The sequence below is a fragment of the Streptomyces sp. NPDC002785 genome (genome assembly GCF_040295565.1).
Classification (GTDB): domain Bacteria; phylum Actinomycetota; class Actinomycetes; order Streptomycetales; family Streptomycetaceae; genus Streptomyces.
This window is the reverse complement of the sequence record NZ_JBEOVN010000058.1, coordinates 1-14,940: the sequence shown is the minus strand read 5'-3', so window position 1 is coordinate 14,940 and position 14,940 is coordinate 1. Positions and strand designations below refer to the sequence as shown.

The window sequence follows — 14,940 nt, the reverse complement described above, 5'->3', positions numbered from 1 at the left end:
GTGGATGTGTGGCCAGTCGCAGCGCAGACTCCAGGACCGGGAACGGATCGTCCCCAGCAGTCGATGCCGTATCCCTCGCAATCATCGAGCAGCTCCAGGAGGACGGGCGCCGTCCGTACGCCGCGATCGGCAAGGCCGTCGGCCTCTCCGAGGCGGCCGTACGACAGCGCGTCCAGAAGCTGCTCGACCAGGGCGTGATGCAGATCGTCGCCGTCACGGACCCGCTCACCGTGGGATTCCGGCGGCAGGCGATGGTCGGCATCAATGTCGACGGCGACCTCGATCCCGTCGCCTCGGCGCTGTCGGCGATGGCCGAGTGCGAGTACGTGGTGATGACCGCGGGCTCCTTCGACCTGATGGTGGAGATCGTCTGCGAGGACGACGACCACCTGCTGGAAACGATCAACAAACGCATCCGGGCCATCCCCGGTGTGCGCTCCACCGAGAGCTTCGTGTACCTGAAGCTCAAGAAGCAGACCTACATGTGGGGAACCCGATAGCCGTGAGCAAGGACCTCAGCCGAACCGCGTACGACCACCTGTGGATGCATTTCACCCGCATGTCGGACTACGAGAACGCGCCCGTTCCCACCATCGTGCGTGGCGAGGGCACCTACATCTACGACGACCAGGGCAAGCGCTACCTCGACGGCCTGTCCGGCCTGTTCGTGGTCAACGCCGGTCACGGCCGGCACGAGCTCGCCGAGGCGGCGTACAAGCAGGGCCAGGAGCTGGGCTTCTTCCCGGTCTGGTCCTACGCCCACCCGAAGGCCGTCGAGCTGGCCGAGCGCCTCGCCGACTACGCGCCGGGCGACCTCAACAAGGTCTTCTTCACCACCGGTGGCGGCGAGGCCGTCGAGACCGCCTGGAAGCTGGCCAAGCAGTACTTCAAGCTCCAGGGCAAGCCGACCAAGTACAAGGTCATCTCGCGTGCGGTCGCTTACCACGGCACCCCGCAGGGCGCCCTGTCGATCACCGGCCTGCCGGCCCTGAAGGCCCCCTTCGAGCCGCTGGTCCCCGGCGCGCACAAGGTGCCGAACACCAACATCTACCGCGCCCCGATCCACGGCGACGACCCGGAGGCCTTCGGCCGCTGGGCCGCCGACCAGATCGAGCAGGAGATCCTCTTCGAGGGCCCGGACACCGTCGCCGCGGTCTTCCTGGAGCCGGTGCAGAACGCCGGTGGCTGCTTCCCGCCGCCGCCCGGATACTTCCAGCGCGTGCGCGAGATCTGCGACAAGTACGACGTGCTGCTCGTCTCCGACGAGGTCATCTGCGCCTTCGGCCGTCTCGGCACGATGTTCGCCTGCGACAAGTTCGGCTACGTACCGGACATGATCACCTGCGCCAAGGGCATGACCTCGGGCTACTCCCCGATCGGTGCCTGCATCGTCTCGGACCGCATCGCCGCGCCGTTCTACGAGGGTGACAACACCTTCCTGCACGGCTACACCTTCGGTGGCCACCCGGTCTCCGCGGCGGTCGGCCTCGCCAACCTCGACATCTTCGAGCGCGAGGGCCTCAACCAGCACGTCCTGGACAACGAGAACGCGTTCTACACGACGCTGCAGAAGCTGCTCGACCTCCCGATCGTCGGCGACGTCCGCGGCAACGGCTTCTTCTACGGCATCGAGCTGGTGAAGGACAAGGCGACCAAGGAGACCTTCAGCGACGAGGAGACCGAGCGCGTCCTGTACGGCTTCCTCTCCAAGGCGCTGTATGACAACGGTCTGTACTGCCGGGCCGACGACCGTGGCGACCCGGTCGTCCAGCTCGCGCCGCCGCTGGTCTCCGATCAGGCGACGTTCGACGAGATCGAGGGCATTCTGCGGACCGTCCTCACGGAGGCATGGACCAAGCTCTGACCGCCGGTTCGACCGGCTGACCGACCACGGATCGGGCAGCCGGTCGCCCCTGTCCGGCCGTAATCCGCCGGACGGCCCTGCAGCTCGACCACCGCTTGACCGGCTTCCAGCGGTCATTTCATACGGTCCACACGGCCCGGATGCGCCCATTCGAGTGGGATGGAGCGCACCCGGGCCGTGTGCTGTGCCCACACCGCGGTTCGAATCCTTACGGTGCCGAGTGACCGATCGGCCCCCTCTTCGTCCCCCGTAAGGGGGACGGGACATACGATCTGAACCGAGGTGTACGCCATGGCGGCCCCGCCGGACAACGACGTGATCTGGGCGCGTTCCCTGCACCACTCCCACAACGGCTCACCCGCGCTCGGCGGAGTCTCCATGGGTGTCCGCGACGGCGAGATCCTCGCCGTGACCGGCCCCAGGGGCAGCGGCAAGACGACCCTGCTGCACTGCCTCTCCGGTCAACTGGTGCCCCAGCAGGGCGAGGTGTGGTTCAACAGCATCCCCGTCCACACCATGGGCCCCCGGCTCCGCGAACGGCTGCGCCGCGACAAATTCGGCTGGATCGCCCCCGAGCCCCAGCTCGTACCGGAGCTGAACACCTGGGAGAACGTGGCTCTTCCGCTGCTGCTGCGCGGCGCCTCGCACCGGGAGGCGAAGAAGGCCGGCCTGGAGTGGCTGGAGCGGCTGGACATCGGCGTGTGCGCCAAGCAGCGACCGCACACTCTGCTCCAGGGGCAGCGCCAGCGGATCGCCGTGGCCCGTGCGCTGGCCGCCTCACCCTCGGTGATCTTCGCCGACGAGCCGACCGCGACCCTGCACCTCACCGACCGGACGCATGTGCTGCGCACCCTCACGAGCGCGGCCCGCTCGCACGGCATCACGGTCGTGCTCGCCACCCACGACGCGGAGGTCGCCGCCCTCGCCGACCGTACGGTCCCGCTGTTGGACGGCCGCCCCGTCGCCACCGTCGCCCTGCCCGCCGTATCCGATGCAGAGGGCAGGGCGGCGTGCTCGCTCTCCGTCTAGCCCGGGGTTCCCATCCGCTGGTCCTGATGCGGCGCCTGCTGGTCGCGGCCGCCTCCGCCGGGGTCGGCTTCCTGCTGCTGTGCGCCCTGGGCTATGCATCGGGGCACCCTGCGCACTCCACCGCGGCCGTGCTGCGGCTGCTGTGGTGCCTCGTACCGCTCGCCGCCACCGTGCAGTTCGCGGTCGCGGTGGCCCGTACGGACCCGAGCACCCGGCCGCGCTCCGGGCTGTCCGCCATGGGCCTCGGGCCGGTCAGGCTCACCGTGCTGGCCGCGGTCTCCACAGCCGTCTCCTGCACCCTCGGGTCGATGGTGGCGCTGCTGTTCTTCCTGCATCTGCGCGGCAATCTGTCCGGGCTGCCGTTCGACGGTGCGGCGGCAGGACTGCTCGACGCGGACACCCCGCTGCCGCTCGCGGCCGTGCTCGTGCTGCTGGCCCTGGTCCCGGTGGCCGCGGCGACGGCCAGCGGGCTGGCGCTGCGCACCCGGCCGGTCTCGACAACGGTCCCGGACGACATCTCCTCGGACGACGCGCCGGAGGACCGGTCGCCCGCTCCGGCGGCGCCCCCGACCGGGCTGCCGTGGGGGGTGGCGCTGACCGCGACCGGCCTCGCCGTCGAGACGTATCTGAGCCGTGACGACGGGCGCGGCCTGCTCCCCCTCCCCGGCGGGCTCGACGCCACCCCGGCCGGAGTGCTGGCGGGGTGGACGCTGACGGCGATCGGCCTGGCCATGGCCGGACCCGGCCTGGCGTATCTCTGCGGGCGGCTGCTGCAGGCGGTGCGCCCCGGCGCCGTACGGCTGCTGGCCGGCCGGGTGCTGATGGACGAGGCGCGCCGGATCGGCGGGCCGCTCGGTGTGGTCTGCGCGGTGCTCTCCGCGGTGATCGCCGCCCACGCGCTGTACGGGACGGGGCCGCGTCCCTTCGGCCCGCTCACAGCACTGGGCGCGGTGCTCGTCCTCGGCTGTACGTCGGCGACGCTGCTGACCTCGGCACTTGAGGCCAAGCAGGACCGCTCCCGGACGGCGCAGGCGCTGCTGCGGCTGGGTGCCCCGGCCTCGGCGCTGTGGGCCGCGACGGCCCTGCGCGCCGCCGCGCTGCTGGTCGTCTTCGTCCCGTTGACCTGGCTGGTCGCCGAGTTGGCGGCGCTGCCGCTGACGGCCTGAGGACGCCGCGTCCCGGCCACGCCCGTGCACCCCGGCCGCCAGGACGGGCTGCTCGCCCGCTGCACGGCGGGCGTGATCTTCCTGCCGGGCGCGGCCGGCACCGTACAGGAGATCTTCGACAACGCGACGCCGAACTATTACGGCTCCCGCGGCAGGCCGACCCCGGTGGTGCTGGTCGGCCGCGCCCACTCGACGCGGGAGCCGCCCGCGTGGCCACTGCTGCGCACGCCGGCCGACAGCCGGCCGATGGAGTCCCGTATCGCGCTCGTCGGCACGGTGGACGAGGCTCCCGAGTAGCTCGCCCGGTTGTCGGCGAAGCGGTAGGCCGAGGCCGGTTCAGAGGGACGCGAGACGGGCCACGAGCGCGTCGAAGAAGGCCTCCCACCCGTCCTCGGCCGCCGCGTACTGCTCGGCCGTGAGATTGCCGCCGCGCTGCTTGAAGACCATTTCGGTGGTCTTGTCGCCGCGGTCGGTGAAGGTGACGGTCTCGCCCTCGATGTCGGCGGGTGCGGCGGCGTCCTTCAGCGTGAACACCAGCCGCTCGGGAGCGACGACCTCGCGGTAGACCCCGTGGAAGGGCATCTCGGTGCCCGGCACCACGATGACCAGGCTCCAGGCGCCGCCCGGCCTGACATCCAACGACACCCGGTCGAGCGGCACCTCGGCGTCCCCGCCGTACCAGGCGGCGAAGTGCTCGGGCGTCGTCCAGGCCTCGAAGACCAGTTCCCGCGAAGCGTCGAGGATGCGGGTGATGTCGATGCCCTCACGTGCTGACTCAGTCATTGTTCCCGTCCTTCTCGGAGTCGTTCCGGATCTGCCGCGTGTCCTCCTCCAGCTTGCACGGACACCACGGCGCAGACCCGCCGCGTGTGATCGGTCCGGGCCGCTCCAGCACTTTCGAACGCCGGGAAACGGCATGCGGGATCGTCGGACACGGCTGCGCCGGTCAAGTGAACGTGGCCGTGCCCTGCGCCGGACGTGCGAAGCCGGTCAGAAGACGGCGGGCAGGACGACGGTCTCCGCCGCGTCGAAGCGGACCCCGACCGTCGCACCCTCCTCCGGGGCGTCCCGCAGCGCGCACTCCGCCTCCAGGACCGGACCGCCCACCGGTGTCAGCTGTACGGCGACATGGCTGCCCCGGAACGTACGCGTCCCGACCGTGCAGCGCAGCCCCCCGTCCGGGGAGCCGATCCGGACCCCGGCCGGGCGCACCAGCAGATCGCACGCCCCTTGCGACGAGCCCTTGAGCACCGGCACCTTGCCCCACACCGTGTCGGCGACCGCGCCGGCCACCGTCGCCCCCACCACGTTGTCGAAGCCGAGGAACCGGGCGACGAAGGCGGAGGCGGGCTGCTGCCAGATCTCCCGTGGGGTGCCCACCTGGGCGATCCGCCCGTCGCGCATCACCACCACCCGGTCGGCGAGGGCGAACGCCTCGCCCTGGTCGTGGGTGACGGCGAGCACCGTCGTACCCAACCGTCCGAAGAGCGTGCGCAGTTCGACGACGAGCCGTTCACGCAGGCCGCGGTCGAGCTGGCCGAACGGCTCGTCCAGCATCAAGAGCTTCGGGCTCGGCGCGAGCGCCCGCGCGAGGGCGACACGCTGCTGCTCGCCGCCGGACAGCGTGGCGACGGCCCGCCGTTCGGCTCCTGGCAGGCCCACCAGGTCGAGGAGTTCACCGACCCTGCGCTCCTGATCGCGCCGCGACACCCCGTGCATCCGCAGACCGAAGGCGACATTGGCGCCGACATCCCGGTGCGGGAACAGCTGGTGGTCCTGGAACATCAGGCCGAGTCCGCGCCGGTGCACCGGCACCCCGGCCTGGTCCGCGCCGTCCAGCAGCACCCGGCCGCCGTCCGGCGGGTGCAGTCCGGCGACCACCCGCAGCAGGGTCGACTTGCCGCTGCCGCTCGGCCCCAGCACGCACACGATCTCGTGCTCGACGACCTCCAGATCCACTGTGTCGAGCGCCGCCCGCTCACCGAAGCGAACTGTGGCCGATTCCAGTGTCAGCATCTCTAGAACTCCCCGGATCGGTCCGTGCGGATACGTTCGAGCAGCAGCAACGAGACCGCGCAGACCACCATCAGAATGGTGCTGAGGGCCATCGCCTGGCCGTAGTTGAGCTCCCCGGCCCGCCCCAGCAGCCGGGCCACGGCCACCGGCAGCGTCGGGCGGTCGGGCCGTGCGATGAACACCGTCGCGCCGAACTCACCGAGCGACACGGCGAACGCGAAGCCGGCCGCGACCAGCAACGCCCGCCGCACCAGCGGCAGATCGACCTCCCGCCAGGCCCGCAGGGGCGACGCCCCGAGCGCCGCGGCCGCCTCCCTCAGCCGGCCGTCCACCGCCCGCAGGACCGGCAGCATGGTCCGTACGACGAAGGGCACACCGACCAGCGCCTGGGCGAGCGGCACCAGAATCCATGAAGTCCGCAGATCCAGCGGCGGCTTGTCCATGGTGATCAGGAAGCCGAAGCCGACGGTGACCGCTGACACCCCGAGCGGCAGCATCAGCAAGGCGTCGAAGCCGCGGACGAGCCGCCCCGCACGCCGGGTCAGCGCCGCGGCGGCGAGCCCGCCGATGACCAGCGCGATGACGGTCGCGACCAGTGCGTACTGAGTTGAGTTCCAGATCGCTTCGAGCGGTGCGACCAGGAACGTACCGCCGCCGGCGTCGGCGGACTGCAGGGCGCGGTAGAAGTCGAAGCCATGGCCGCCGGGTGTGCTCAGCGAGCGCTCGACCAGCACCCCGAGCGGCAGCAGTATCAGCACGAGCACGGTCAGCAGTACCCCGCAGAGCAGCGCCCACTGCCCGGCGCCGCGCGGCCTGCGGGCGGTCCGTGCCGGGTCGACCAGCTTCAGCGCGGTCTCCCTGCGCCGTACGGTCCACGCGTGCACGGCGAGGATCGCACCGACCGCGGCGAACTGCACCAGCGTCAGCACTGCGGCTGTCGGCAGGGCGAGCAGTTGGGCGGTCTGCCGGTAGATCTCCACCTCCAGCGTGGAGTACCCCGGGCCGCCGAGGATCTGTACGACCCCGAAGGAGGTGAAGGTGAAGAGGAAGACCATCAGCGCGGCAGCGGCCACGGCGGGCGCGAGGGCCGGCAGGGTGACACGCCGCCAGGCGGCGAACCGTCCGGCGCCCAGCACCCGGGCGGCCTCCTCCTGTCGTGGGTCGAGCTGTGACCACAGCCCGCCCACGGTCCGTACGACCACCGCGTAGTTGAAGAAGACATGGGCAAGCAGAATTGCCCAGACGGTGGTGTCGAGCCGTACGCCCCAGAGTTCGTCGAGGAACCCGCCGCGTCCCACAAGCGCAAGGAAAGCCGTCCCGACGACAACGGTCGGCAGGACGAACGGCACGGTGACGACCGCCCGCAGCAGTTGTTTACCGGGAAAGTCGAAGCGGGCGAAGACATAGGCGCCGGGCAGCGCGATCAGCAGGGTCAGGGCGGTCGAGGCAAGCGCCTGCCAGGTGGTGAACCAGAGAACGTCGCGGATGTCCGGCCGGGTCAGCACCTCGCCGATCCGGCCGAACTGCCAGACGCCGTCCACCTTCAGCCCGCGACCTACGATCGCGGCGACGGGGTAGGCGAAGAACAGCGCGAAGAACGCGACGGGCACGGCCATCAGGCCGAGCCGCACCGCGCTCCCGCGCCACGCCTTTGCGCGCGCGGAGTCAGCGTGCCCGGAACGGGCGCGCGGCCTCTTCCCACGCGGCCCTTCCCCGTGCTCGCTCTTCCCGTGCTCGCTCTTCCCGCCCGCGTCCGTTCCGCGTACGGGAGCCTTCGCTACTTCACTACGAGCGAGGACCACGACTGGACCCACTGCTCACGGTTCTTGGAGATCTCGTCCGGGGCGACGGTCGTCGGCTTGTCCACCGTCGCGCCGAACTTGCTGAAGAGCTCTGGCAGCTTCGCGTTCTTGGTGACCGGGTTCACGAACATGTTGAGCGGCATGTCCTCCTGGAACTTCTTGCTGATCAGGAAGTCCAGCAAGGCCTTGCCGCCCGCCTCGTTCTTCGCGCCGTTCAGCAGACCGGCGAACTCGATCTGACGGAAGCAGGTCCCTGTGGCGACCCCGGTCGGGGCCTCGGCCGGCTGCGGCTTCGCGTACAGCACCTCGACGGGCGGGCTGGAGGCGTACGAGACGACGAGCGGCCGGTCGGCCTTGGCCTTCTTGCCGCCCGCGGAGCCGGAGAACTCCTCGTTGTACGCCTGCTCCCAGCCGTCGACGACCTTGACGCCGTTGCTCTTCAGCTTCTTCCAGTAGTCCTGGTAGCCGTTCTCGCCATAGGTGGCGACGGTGCCGAGGAGAAAGCCGAGGCCGGGCGAGGAGGTCCCGGCGTTCTCGGTGACGAGGAGGTCCTTGTACGCGGGCTTCGCCAGGTCGTCGAAGGACTGCGGCGGAGCGAGCTTCTTGTCGGCGAAGTACTTCTTGTCGTAGTTGATGCAGATGTCGCCGGTGTCGATCGGGGTTACCCGGTGCTCGGCGTCCAGTTGGGTGCCGGCCGCCACCTGGTCGATGCCCTTCGCCTCGTACGGCGTGAAAAGACCGTTACCGAGAGCGCGGGAGAGCAGGGTGTTGTCGACGCCGAAGAACACATCGCCGCGTGGGGAGCCCTTGGTCAGGATCTCCTGATTGAGCGCAACACCCGCGTCGCCGCTTTTCAGCACCTTGACGGCGTAGCCGGTCTCCTCGGTGAACTCCTTGAGCACATCCTTGGAGGCGTTGAAGGAGTCATGGGTGACGAGAGTCACGGTCTTCGAACCGGAGTTCTTCGTACCGCCGGAACCGGAGTCCGACTTGTCAGAACTCCCGCATCCGGCAAGTGCGGTGACGCCGAGCGCGGCGGTGACAGCCGTCGCCGCAAGCTGCTTGGTTCTGCGCGTGGTGCTCATTGTGGATTCCTCCTGGGTTTTGGCCAGGAAGAGACGCGGCCCTGCCCCTGGAAAAGCGGGCAGGGCGCAACAGCATGAGTTGATGACCGAACTTCCTACCCGGAATGACCCGGGCGAGGTTCAGAGGGTCTGCGGCCGACCTGTTCTCGGTGCCGCACTCTCAGCGCTGTGGCGCTCCCCTGTCGGAATATGAAGTTGATTTCAGGCCCAGGTTACATGGGCCGTTGTGGCCTCAGCGCTCGGCTGCCGCCAACTGCCCGCAGGCCCCGTCGATCTCCTGGCCACGGGTGTCCCGCACCGTCACCGGCACTCCGTGTGCCGCGATCGCCTCGACGAACGCCTTCTCGTCCTCGGGCCGCGAGGCGGTCCACTTGGAACCGGGCGTCGGGTTCAGCGGGATGAGGTTGACGTGCACCCGCTTGCCCTTGAGGAGCCTGCCGAGCCGGTCACCGCGCCACGCCTGGTCGTTGATGTCGCGGATCAGCGCGTACTCGATGGAGATGCGGCGGCCGGACTTCTCCGCGTACTCCCACGCGGCGTCCAGCACCTCGCCCACCTTCCAGCGCGTGTTCACGGGGACGAGCGTGTCGCGCAGCTCGTCGTCCGGTGCGTGCAGGGATACGGCGAGGCGGCACTTGAAGCCCTCGTCGGCGAAGCGCAGCATGGCCGGCACCAGGCCCACGGTGGAGACGGTGATCCCGCGCTGCGAGAGCCCCAGCCCGTCCGGCTCCGGGTCGGTCAGCCGGCGGATCGCGCCGACCACCCGGTTGTAGTTGGCGAGCGGCTCGCCCATGCCCATGAAGACGATGTTGGAGAGCCGCGCGGGCCCGCCCGGCACCTCTCCGTCGCGCAGCGCGCGCATGCCGTCCACGATCTGGTGGACGATCTCCGCGGTCGACAGATTGCGGTCGAGACCTGCCTGTCCCGTCGCGCAGAACGGGCAGTTCATCCCGCAGCCGGCCTGCGACGAGATGCACATCGTCACCCGCTCCGGGTAGCGCATCAGGACGGACTCGACGAGCGTCCCGTCGTGCAGCTTCCACAGCGTCTTACGGGTGGTGTCGTCGTCGCAGCTGATGTGCCGGACCACGGACATCAGGTCGGGGAACATCGCCTCGGCGAGCTTGTCCCGCGACCCGGCCGGGATGTTGGTCCACTCGGCCGGGTCGTGCGCGTACCGCGCGAAGTAGTGCTGGGAGAGCTGCTGGGCGCGGAACGGCTTCTCGCCGATCGCGGCGACGGCTTCCTTGCGCTCGGCGGGCGTGAGGTCGGCGAGGTGCCGCGGTGGCTTCTTGGCTCCGCGGGGCGCGACGAAAGTGAGTTCTCCGGGCTTAGGCATGGTCCATCCAGTGTCGCAGACACGCCGAGGTGCCCCGGGGCGTCGCCCAGCTCAGCGGCCACCAGGGCCGGACGGTGCCGGTCGTTGGTGGTGGTTGTGGGTCGTCGTCGGCGGCCCTCCGACGGCCCACAGACGGCCCGGCGCCACAGCTCCGCCCGCAGGTCAGGGCCGTCAGTCGACGCAGTTGGACGGAACCGTGCCGACGGCCAAGAGGTGCGAGCTGGCGGCGAGGAGTTCCGGGTACGGCTCTGCCATGCGGGCCGCCTCCATGGCTGAGGCGATCAGCTCATCCGTGGGGCCTTCGCCTGGCTGCTGTTCCGCCGCCTTCACCAGCGACCACGCGGGGCCTTCGATGCCGAATACCTTCACGCCCTCCAGCCCAGAGGCGACCAGCTCCGTCACAAGCTCTTCGGCCCGGTGGAAATACGACAGAGTGAATCCCCGCACACCGTCATAGACGGCCGTCTCCAGAATCTTGGAGACGGACGCACGGATTCGTTCGGTGTGCAGGTGGGCGTACGTGACGTGCTCGAAAAGCGACGCATAGCGATTGATCGCGGCGGCGGCGACCAGTCCGCCGGGCTTGGCGACGCGGGAGGCCTCCGCCAGCGCCCGTTGCCGGTCGACGGTGTCGGGCAGGTGGTAGAGCGGCCCGAGGAGCTGCACGACGTCGAAGCTGTCGTTCGGCTCGGGCAGCTCGCGTGCGTCGCCTACGACCGCTGGGCACACCGCCGACGCGGCCTCAACGTGACGGGGCACCGGATCAACCAGAGCGACGTCGTAGCCGTCCTTCACGAGCCATTCAGCATGAATCCCGGTCCCCCCGCCCACGTCGAGCACACGCGCTGGCGCGGGGGGCAGGAAGCGTCGGAGGAGTTCTTGGGTCCTGACCAGTTCCATCCGACCGTCTGCCGAGCTGCGCAGGCGGCTGTCCTCGTTGACCGTCTCGCCATAGAACCGCATCACGGAGGGAGCCAATTCGAGATTCGACATGGTCGCAGTATCGTGTGTACCGGTGGACCAGTCCAGCGCAGGAATTAGGGGAAACCATGGCAGTCCTGAAGTACGAAGAGATCGCAGAGTTCCTGCGCGCACGCATTGCCGCTGGTGAGATCGCCCCCGGGGACACGATCCCGTCGGGTCGCGAGCTGGCCGAGCAGTGGGATGTGTCACGAGCCACTGCCGTCAAGGCCGTCGACGTGCTGCGTAATGACGGTGTGGTTGTAGCCAAGCAGGGAACCGGGTTCGTCGTCACGGAAACGCCCGTGGCACGTCCCGCCGGCGCACGCCGCGCCGGGTCGGCGCGCATCCTGGGCGGGATGCCGTTCCAGCGCGTCGGTACGCCTGACTGGGCGGAACCTCCCGCCCGCGTCGCCGCCACGCTTGGACTCTCCCCCGACGTGAAGGCGCTTCGGCGCGTTCGCATCCTCCAGCTCCCGGACGGGACGCCGAATAGCTGCGTCGAGGCGTGGTTTCCTCCTGAGATCGCGGAGGCGTCACCGCGACTTGCCGACACGGCCCCGATCGCCGAGGGGACAACGCGCTACGTCCGACGTCAGACGGGACGGACTCCGACTGAGGGGGTGGACGTGACCACCGTGCGCCTCGCCACGGAGACGGAGGCAGACCGCCTCGGTGTGCCGCCGAATACACCGGTAGCCGTGCTGCTGCACACGGCATACGACGAGCAGGGCCGCCCGCTGGTCTGCGAGGAAGGCGTCACACCGTCCTCTTTCTTCGAGCAGGTAGACACCTACTCGATGTAGCCAACGAGCCCAAAGAGAGCTGGACCGGTCCACTGGTCCAGCTTTTTTTATTACCCCAAAACCACCCCCCACCAGCATCTATTCATCCAGCGGGAACGACGCAAGCAAACTCATCCCTTGACTGGACCGGTCCACCGGTCCAGTCTCTTCTTGTGGCCACCGCCCGATCCGGAACTTTCGGAGAGGGGCGGCTCGGCCACGCCAGGAGGGGCCCTGTTTGGGCTGCTTCGAACTGCACGACCCAGGAGCCCCGCGTTGGTCGGGGGGAGGTTACGGGTTCCCTTGTCAACCCGATGGCACGAGACCGAAAGGTCATGTCTCTGCCTACAACGGATTAGCGGCTCTACCTGGTACGGGAGCCGCCTCCGAAGGAGACACGCACATGTTCAACCAACTCCGCGGCTGACGCTGCGGCCGGTTGCCTCCTCTGCCCGTCCGGCTCGCTTCTGGGCTGTACGGGCGGAGTTGAGGGGAGCCGGAGAGTCCGGCCCCGAGAGGGGGAGTTCGATGGAGATCGCTGCCGCTGTTGTCGCGGTCGTCGGCACCGTGCTGGGTGCCGGTGTCGTCGGTATCCAGCAGTACTACACGGTCAGGGCCCAGCGCCGGCAGGCGCTGCGGGACCGGGCCATGACCGCCCTGGGCGACCTGAGCGTCGCGCTGGCGGATCACCGCCGCAAGATGTGGACGCGTGAGGACCTGCGCCTGTCCGGCGCGGCCCCGGCCGAGGTGGCCGAAGCCCGCGAGGCAAGCCACGTCACCCGCTCCGCCATCACCGCCCCGCAGGTCGCACTCACGGTGCTCCTGCCGACGCTCCGCCTCGACATCGACGCGGCCGTCCGCGCCACGTATGAGATGCGCCACGCCGCGAACGCCGAGGTTCTGGCGTCGAGCCGCGAGACGGCCGTAGGCGCAGCCGACGCGCTGACCGCCAGCGCGGCGTACGTCCTGTCCCGCCCCTGACCCACCCCGCACAGACGGCCGCACCCCCGGAGTAGCCGCTCCGGGGGTGCATTCGGGCCGTCCAACCATCTCAGGAGAAAACGACCCATGAAGAACATCGTTGCTGGTCACGTGGCCGTTACGGCCACCGAGTTCACCGAGCTTGCGCTCGGTATCGACCTGGAGCTGTTCACCGGTTCGGCCGTCGAGTCCGCCATGGAGCGGGCAGCGCGCCTGGACGTCGCCCACGAGGTACTCGCGGAGCTCCGCGAGAGTGACCCGGAGACCGCCGCGTACGCCGAGTCGCTGTTGCGGACGCTGCCGCTGAAGCGGGTGCCGGACGGCCGGCGCCCGCGCCGCACGGGCCGCGGCCCGGTCAGGCGCCTCGCGGCCGGTTCGGCGGTGGCGGCATGAGCGCACCGATGATGAGCCGTCTGTCCGCCGCGTTCACGGTTCTGGCGTCGCTGGCGGACCGGTTCCCCGACCTGCCGGCCGCCGACGCGGCGGTCTCCAGGATCTACCCCAACCGGGTGGAGCTGTCCGTCCACGACGACCTGGGCTACTTCGAGGCATGGCGCTCCGCTCTGGCCATCAGTCCCGCCCAGGTGGTCCTGGAGACGCAGTGCGGGGGCGGTCCCCTGATGTGGCTGTGTGCCGACGCAGTCGTGGACGGTGTCGCCGTCCACCTGGTCGGTTACGGGCACGTCCTCGTGGGCCGCGCCGAGGAGACGGACGTGGTGGGGGCGATCGCGGTATGAAGCGGACTACTCCCGTCGCCCGGCAGATCGCGGCGCTGCAGTCTCTCCAGTCCGGGCTGACGAAGGTTCTGGTCGCGGTGGCGGTGGTCGCGCTGGCGTTCACCGCGACGAACGTGACCCTGTTCGCGATCGACCATCACATCAGCGTGTGGATCGCGTGGTTGCTGGACCCGATGGTCGCGGTCGCGCTCGGTGCGGTCCTGATCGTGGACGGCCGTCTGTCGGAACACGGGGTACAGCCCTCCGGCTGGGCCACCGTGCTCCGGTGGTTCGCCGGTTTGGGCACGTGGCTGATGAACTGCTGGGCCTCGCTCTGGCCCGCCGGAGCCGCGTTCGGGGTGCCCCGGCAGGTCGACCCGGCCGGTCTCGTCCTCCACTCCATCCCCCCTGTCCTCCTGATCGTTCTGGCCGAGGCGATCACGTTCTACCGGCGCGCGATCCTTGATCGAATCGCCATCTTGCGCGATCAGGTGGACGCCGTGGTGGAGCCGGTGGACGCCCCGGCCGTCCACCCCGCATCCACCGCAGCGTCCCCCACGGTCGTGCCCGAGACGTCGCGACCGGCTCTGGTGCTCGAACCGGTGGCGGAACTGCCGGTCATCTGCGGTGCACAGCGGGTGTATCCACTGGCTGTCCCCCCGACATCCACCCCGGACGATGAAGAGCAGCGGGGCGGGTCCCGGCTGGGCACCGCAGTGGCCGCCGAGGTCATCCGGCAGTGCTACATCGACGGCGACACGATCGCCGAAGCCGCGTTGAAATCCACCCGGTCCACCTCCTACGTCCACAAGGTCTACGGCCGCCTCGCCAACCCCCCGCACGGCGTCCCCGAACTGCCCACCCTGGCGGGGTGAGCTCGATGGCAACCACCCCTGTCTACCGATGGCGCCTCGCACCCGAGGGCTACGCCACCCGCCGCCAGCTCCGGGCTCTCGGCCTTCGGCCCGGGGGCCAGGAGGTCGCCGCCCAGATCGAACGCCCCCGCCGCCGCAGGGGCCCGTTGATCGCCTACCTCTACCGGATCGACCGGGCCCGTCCGGTGCGCCCGATGACCCCGGCACGACGGGCGGCACTCGCCGCGGCGATGGCCGCCCGGCGTATGTGCCCGGTCTGCCGGCAGGACCGGGGGTACTGCATCCCCCGGTCGCTCGGCATGTGCGTGGCCTGCCACGACAA

At 69.8% G+C, this 14,940-nt stretch carries 16 protein-coding genes and 1 pseudogene; 11 read left to right on the top strand and 6 right to left on the bottom strand.

Going from position 1 to position 14,940, the window contains the following annotated elements; genetic code table 11:
- The first annotated feature begins 8 nt into the window (after positions 1-8).
- From ABTZ94_RS16450 to ABTZ94_RS16430, 5 genes and pseudogenes are all read left to right on the top strand, one after another.
- Entirely contained in the window at positions 9-500 is a 492-nt protein-coding gene (locus ABTZ94_RS16450; RefSeq protein ID WP_351201632.1) for an Lrp/AsnC family transcriptional regulator, read from the top strand.
- Complete coding sequence (locus ABTZ94_RS16445; protein WP_351201630.1) at positions 485-1,864, top strand: aspartate aminotransferase family protein; 1,380 nt, start codon at positions 485-487, stop codon at positions 1,862-1,864. The genes ABTZ94_RS16450 and ABTZ94_RS16445 overlap by 16 nt, the downstream gene beginning before the upstream one ends.
- A gap of 291 nt (positions 1,865-2,155) precedes the next feature.
- Positions 2,156-2,893, top strand: coding sequence for an ABC transporter ATP-binding protein (locus tag ABTZ94_RS16440; RefSeq protein ID WP_351201628.1), 738 nt, complete (start codon positions 2,156-2,158; stop codon positions 2,891-2,893).
- Positions 2,875-4,059, top strand: coding sequence for a hypothetical protein (locus tag ABTZ94_RS16435; RefSeq protein ID WP_351201626.1), 1,185 nt, complete (start codon positions 2,875-2,877; stop codon positions 4,057-4,059). The genes ABTZ94_RS16440 and ABTZ94_RS16435 overlap by 19 nt, the downstream gene beginning before the upstream one ends.
- A gap of 36 nt (positions 4,060-4,095) precedes the next feature.
- Positions 4,096-4,356, top strand: a pseudogene (locus ABTZ94_RS16430) (LOG family protein); the annotation flags it as partial.
- A 39-nt stretch (positions 4,357-4,395) separates the two neighbouring features.
- Here ABTZ94_RS16430 and ABTZ94_RS16425 read toward each other — a convergent pair.
- The 6 genes from ABTZ94_RS16425 to ABTZ94_RS16400 form a co-directional block, all read right to left on the bottom strand.
- Entirely contained in the window at positions 4,396-4,842 is a 447-nt protein-coding gene (locus tag ABTZ94_RS16425) for an SRPBCC family protein (protein ID WP_351201624.1), read from the bottom strand.
- Positions 4,843-5,049: 207 nt separating this feature from the next.
- Positions 5,050-6,075, bottom strand: coding sequence for an ABC transporter ATP-binding protein (locus ABTZ94_RS16420; protein WP_351201622.1), 1,026 nt, complete (start codon positions 6,073-6,075; stop codon positions 5,050-5,052).
- A gap of 2 nt (positions 6,076-6,077) precedes the next feature.
- Positions 6,078-7,691, bottom strand: coding sequence for an ABC transporter permease (locus ABTZ94_RS16415; RefSeq protein ID WP_351201672.1), 1,614 nt, complete (start codon positions 7,689-7,691; stop codon positions 6,078-6,080).
- Between the two features lie 161 nt (positions 7,692-7,852).
- Positions 7,853-8,962 (bottom strand): thiamine ABC transporter substrate-binding protein, encoded by a 1,110-nt coding sequence (locus ABTZ94_RS16410; RefSeq protein ID WP_351201620.1) that lies wholly within the window; start codon positions 8,960-8,962, stop codon positions 7,853-7,855.
- A gap of 232 nt (positions 8,963-9,194) precedes the next feature.
- A complete protein-coding gene (gene rlmN, locus ABTZ94_RS16405; RefSeq protein WP_093899078.1) occupies positions 9,195-10,301 on the bottom strand; it encodes a dual-specificity RNA methyltransferase RlmN in 1,107 nt (368 codons plus the stop codon).
- Positions 10,302-10,472: 171 nt separating this feature from the next.
- A complete protein-coding gene (locus ABTZ94_RS16400) occupies positions 10,473-11,294 on the bottom strand; it encodes a class I SAM-dependent methyltransferase (RefSeq protein ID WP_351201617.1) in 822 nt (273 codons plus the stop codon).
- Between the two features lie 56 nt (positions 11,295-11,350).
- On the opposite strand from ABTZ94_RS16400, the gene ABTZ94_RS16395 reads away from it, so the two are divergent.
- From ABTZ94_RS16395 to ABTZ94_RS16370, 6 genes are all read left to right on the top strand, one after another.
- Positions 11,351-12,067 (top strand): GntR family transcriptional regulator, encoded by a 717-nt coding sequence (locus ABTZ94_RS16395; protein ID WP_351201615.1) that lies wholly within the window; start codon positions 11,351-11,353, stop codon positions 12,065-12,067.
- A gap of 507 nt (positions 12,068-12,574) precedes the next feature.
- Positions 12,575-13,027 (top strand): plasmid transfer protein KilB, encoded by a 453-nt coding sequence (gene kilB / locus ABTZ94_RS16390; RefSeq protein ID WP_351201613.1) that lies wholly within the window; start codon positions 12,575-12,577, stop codon positions 13,025-13,027.
- An 87-nt stretch (positions 13,028-13,114) separates the two neighbouring features.
- Positions 13,115-13,420: a hypothetical protein gene (locus ABTZ94_RS16385; RefSeq protein ID WP_351201611.1), complete on the top strand. Its 306-nt coding sequence runs from the start codon at positions 13,115-13,117 to the stop codon at positions 13,418-13,420.
- Positions 13,417-13,764, top strand: a complete 348-nt coding sequence (locus tag ABTZ94_RS16380) for a hypothetical protein (protein ID WP_351201609.1) — start codon at positions 13,417-13,419, stop codon at positions 13,762-13,764. Before ABTZ94_RS16385 ends, ABTZ94_RS16380 begins: the two co-directional genes overlap by 4 nt.
- Positions 13,761-14,618 (top strand): hypothetical protein, encoded by an 858-nt coding sequence (locus tag ABTZ94_RS16375; protein WP_351201607.1) that lies wholly within the window; start codon positions 13,761-13,763, stop codon positions 14,616-14,618. Before ABTZ94_RS16380 ends, ABTZ94_RS16375 begins: the two co-directional genes overlap by 4 nt.
- A gap of 5 nt (positions 14,619-14,623) precedes the next feature.
- On the top strand, positions 14,624-14,940 hold a 317-nt coding region (locus ABTZ94_RS16370; RefSeq protein WP_351201605.1), incomplete at its 3' end, for an RRQRL motif-containing zinc-binding protein.